The sequence below is a fragment of the Streptomyces sp. NPDC048361 genome (assembly GCF_040651795.1).
In the GTDB taxonomy this organism is placed as follows: domain Bacteria; phylum Actinomycetota; class Actinomycetes; order Streptomycetales; family Streptomycetaceae; genus Streptomyces.
Genome location: NZ_JBEZKW010000130.1, coordinates 1 through 4,257, shown reverse-complemented (window position 1 = coordinate 4,257; position 4,257 = coordinate 1). Strand labels below are relative to the sequence as shown.

The following is a 4,257-nucleotide window of genomic DNA, read 5'->3' as shown; positions in this document are numbered from 1 at the left end:
CCGATGCCGTCGATGACCGCCTGCCGGGTGGGCACGCCGTTCATCGCGGCCTCCTTGATCCGGCTGACCACGAAGACCTGGTAGTCCATCGAGAGACCGAACAGGATCACGAAGAGGAAGAGCGGCACACGCGAGCCGATGGCGCTGGTGGCGCTCGGGTCGAAGCCGAAGAGCGTCGAGGCGAGCCCCCACTGGAAGAAGACGACGACGAGTCCGAAGGCGGCGGCGACGGAGAGCAGGTTCAGCAGGACGCCGATCACGCCGATGACCACCGAGCCGAAGACCAGCACCGTCATCACGAAGGTCAGCAGGAGCAGGAACCCGATGACGACCGGCAGCTTGTCGTTCTGGTGGGCCATGTAGTCGACGTCGACCGCGACCGGCCCGTCGACCCCGTACTCCACGCCCTTCACCTTGCCGACGGTGGCCGGGAGATAGGTCGACCGCAGATGGTCGAGCGAACCGGACGCCTGCGGGGAGCTGAGCTTGTAGGGGACGGCCAGCGTCATCACGTTGACCGTGCCGTCGGCCGATGTGCGCACCGTGGGCGTGTTCTTGGAGAACATCGGGTCGGCCTTGGCGCGCGCGGCCAGGTCCTGGAGCGCCGACTGCACCTCGTCCTTCTGGTCCGCCGCGCTCCGCACGACCACCCAGTGCTCGGCCCGCAGGTCGGGGAAGGCGTCGTTGAGCCGGTCGTACGTCTGCATCTCCGGGATGGCCCGGGAGTGGGTGTCCTTGTTCAGGACGCGCAGCTGCATGCCGAGGGCGGGCAGGGCGAGGCCGAGCATGACGACCACGGAGACGATCAGCGTGGCCACCGGGTGGTTGCGCGCCGGGTTGAGGAGCATGGTCCACAGCCGGCCGGTCGTCTCGGGCTTGCGGCGCCGGGGCGTCTTGCCGCGCTCCGCGGCACGGGCGGCCCGCTTGTCGAGGCGGCGGCCGATCTTGACCAGGAGGGCGGGGAGCACGGTCACCGAGCTGACCATGGCCACGAAGACGACCACGATGGTGCCGACGGCGAGGGAGGAGAAGATGATGTCGGTGGCGAGGAACAGGGTGGCCGTGGAGAGGATGACCGCGAGTCCGGAGACCACGATCGCCCGGCCCGAGGTCGCCGCGGCGATCCCCACCAGCGCCTCGGGGCTGAGCCGGCCGCCCGCCCGGTCCCGTTCCTCGCGTTCGCGCTTGAGGTAGAAGAGCGTGTAGTCGACGCCGACGGCCATGCCGATCAGCAGGATGACGTTGGTGCCGACGCCGGCGTCGGGGATCAGGTGGGAGACCACCATGGAGAGGCCGATGGCGGCCATGATCGAGGAGACGGCCAGGAGCAGCGGCACGCCGACCATGATCAACGAGCCGAAGACGACCAGCAGCGTGATCAGGGTGACCGGGAAGGTGATCATCTCCGAGGTCGCCAGGTCGGCGCTGCGCTGTTTGTTGAGGCCCTTGCTGACCGAGGCGTCACCGGTCTCCTCGACCAGCAGGTCCGGGTGGGCCTTCTGCACCTGCGCGGTCTGCTCCAGGAGCGGGTCGACGTGGTCCTTGGCCTCCAGCTTGACGCCCTTCATGGTCACTTCGACCATGAGCATCCTGCCGTTCTCGGACCGGACCGCGGGGGCCACGCCGAGCACCTCGGGGAGCTTCTTCATGCGGGCCGTGAGGTCCTCGGCGACCGTCTGCGCCGCCGCCTGGTCCAGCGCACCGGACTTCGCGCTGATCATGATCTGCTCGCCCGGCTTGTGCTGCAGGCCCTCCTGCGTGGCGATGGCCTCGGCGCGGCCGGACTCGCCCACTTGGTAGTCCTTCGCCACGGCGTTGTGCGTGCCGACCGCCATGCCGACGGCCAGGCACAGCACGACGAACGCGAACCACCCGGTGATGGCCCGCCCAGGGTGTAAGGCGCTCCAGCTCGCCACCCTGACGGTGATCGGCTGCTTATCCACGGTCCCAGCTCCTTCATGGCGAGGTCGTCACTCCGACCCAACGGGTGTAATAAGAGAATGACGGGTGCAGGCGCGAGCCGTCAACCGTAAGTCGGCTCATCGAGCGAATGGGATGGGGAGCGGCCTCAGAAGGTATGGCCCCGTCGCCGCCCGGCGCACCCGGGAGCAGCGGCCGCCGGGGCGCGCGCGAGCCAACTGTACGGACGGGCCCGCCGGTTGAGGCCATACGGGACGGCGGCCCGCCACCCCGGGCCGCGGTATGTGGTGCCGCTACCGCCCGCGTTCCGTCCGTACGCCCTGGTTGACAGCCGTTCATGTCATGAGTAAGTCTCGGCTTACGGATTTCGATGCCAGAGGTGGGCCATGACCAGCGAGGAGCTCCTGGCTGTGCTCGGCGCGGTCGGTCACGCCCAGCGCCTCCGGGTGGTGGCGGAGCTCTCCGCGGGGCGGATGTACGTCAGTGAGCTGGCCCGCCGGCTCGGCATGTCACGGCCCCTGCTGTACATGCACCTGGAGCGCCTGGAGACGGCCGGCCTGGTCGTCGGCAACCTGGAGCTCTCGGAGGACGGCAAGGCACTGAAGTACTTCGAACTGGCGCCGTTCGAGCTGCATCTGACCGTCGACGTGATCCGTGCGGCCGTACAGGGAGACCGGGCCGCGGTGCCGGAGGGGACGCGTGCCGAAGGGGGCGGGGACCCGCAGCGACTCAACGAACCAAAGGGGAAGCGCACATGACCGGCGCTGTCATCGCCATCGCCATCGTCCTGATCCTCGTGGGAGGCATCACGGTGAGCGTCGTCGCCTACTTCAGGCTGCAGCGCCACCGGGCCGACGCCGTGGTCATGGTGGAGTACCACCGGCTCGCCGAGGAAGCGGTGGCCAACCAGCAGGTTCTGCAAGGCCAGTTGGCCGAGCTCGACCGGCGCGTCCGGGACGTCGAGGGCCTGCTGCGCAGCGTGGACTAGCCGCTTCGCTCTCGCGAGACCGACAGGCTGGCCTGTGAGTTTCGCCGGGAACTTAAGGACGTGGCCGGCGTGTTCCGGCCTGCCTAGGCTCGCCGGTGTTCCCAACTGGGCACCCGGGCCAGGCTTGTTGACGATGTACGAAGGAAAGCCGAACCCAGTCCCACGGTGCCGCCGCGCTCCCGGCGTGTACCCCTTTCCTCGGGCGTGCGGCGGCGGCCTCGGACGAGGCGGCGGCCCCTTTGACGACCACGAGAGGAAGGGATGTCCAGGATGTTCGGTCCTGACGTCAGCTTCGACGACGAGAGCTACCCTCCCACGGTCCGGTGCCTGGCACCGGGTCTCGCCGCCGAGGTCTGGGCGGCCAAGTACCGCCCCGCCATCGAAGAACAGCTGGCGGTGCACGGAGCGATCCTGCTGCGCGGCTTCGGCATCGAGGACGCGACGGCGTTCGATGCCCTGGCGGCCGCCCTGGTGACCACCCTGTTCGGGGAGTACGGCGACCTTCCGCACGAGAAGGACGCCGACCGGGTCTACAAGTCGACCCCGTACCCGGCGGAGCAGGCGATCCTCTTCCACCACGAGAGCTCGCACATGCCGCAGTGGCCCAGCCGTCAGTTCTTCTGCTGCATCCAGCCGGCGCGCGGCGGCGGGGCCACCCCGATCGTCGACGGCCGCAAGGTGTGGGGCGCCCTCCCCGAAGACCTGCGGGAACGGTTCGAGCAGCGCGGCATCCGCTATGTCCGCAACTTCATTCCCGGAGTCGACGTCGGCTGGGAGCAGATGTTCGACACGACCGACCGCGCCGAGGTCGAGGAGCGCTGCCGGGCCCAGGGCGTCGAGTGCACGTGGCTGCCCGGCGGGGTGCTGCGGACCCAGCAGCTCGCCCCGGCCACGATCCGCCACCCCGACACCGGCGAGCAGGTCTTCTTCAACCAGCTGTTCCTGCACCACACCGCCTGCCTTGAGCCCGCGGACCGCGAGGTGATGCAGTCACTCTTCGGCGACGACGAGGCGGCGTATCCGCGCAGCGCCACGTTCGGCGACGGCTCGCCCATCGACGACGCCACGGTCGCCCGGCTCCGGTCCGTCTACGACGCGCTCACCCAGCGGTTCACCTGGGAGCAGGGCGACGTGGTGGTCATCGACAACATGCTGGTCTCGCACGGCCGTGACCCCTTCGAGGGCGACCGGAAGATCATCGTGGCCATGGGCGACATGGTCAGCCGCGCCGACCTGGCGGCCGGGCCCGCGCCCCGCTGACCTCCCCGTGGGGGCGCGGGGCGGGCCCCCGCCCCGCCCCCCCCGCGGGCGGGGGTGGTTGGCGGCGGGGGGGGCCCCGGGCCCCGCCC

At 69.8% G+C, this 4,257-nt stretch carries 4 protein-coding genes; 3 read left to right on the top strand and 1 reads right to left on the bottom strand.

Annotated features, from left to right (window positions below; all coding sequences use genetic code 11):
* On the bottom strand, nt 1-1,943 hold a 1,943-nt coding region (locus tag AB0D31_RS34600; RefSeq protein ID WP_362730873.1), incomplete at its 3' end, for an MMPL family transporter.
* A gap of 363 nt (nt 1,944-2,306) precedes the next feature.
* Here AB0D31_RS34600 and AB0D31_RS34595 point away from each other — a divergent pair.
* The 3 genes from AB0D31_RS34595 (at nt 2,307) to AB0D31_RS34585 (ending at nt 4,168) form a co-directional block, all read left to right on the top strand.
* Nucleotides 2,307-2,678, top strand: coding sequence for a winged helix-turn-helix domain-containing protein (locus AB0D31_RS34595; RefSeq protein WP_362730870.1), 372 nt, complete (start codon nt 2,307-2,309; stop codon nt 2,676-2,678).
* Nucleotides 2,675-2,908 (top strand): hypothetical protein, encoded by a 234-nt coding sequence (locus AB0D31_RS34590; protein ID WP_362730868.1) that lies wholly within the window; start codon nt 2,675-2,677, stop codon nt 2,906-2,908. Before AB0D31_RS34595 ends, AB0D31_RS34590 begins: the two co-directional genes overlap by 4 nt.
* A gap of 270 nt (nt 2,909-3,178) precedes the next feature.
* Nucleotides 3,179-4,168, top strand: a complete 990-nt coding sequence (locus AB0D31_RS34585) for a TauD/TfdA family dioxygenase (protein WP_362730866.1) — start codon at nt 3,179-3,181, stop codon at nt 4,166-4,168.
* Nucleotides 4,169-4,257 lie beyond the last annotated feature (89 nt).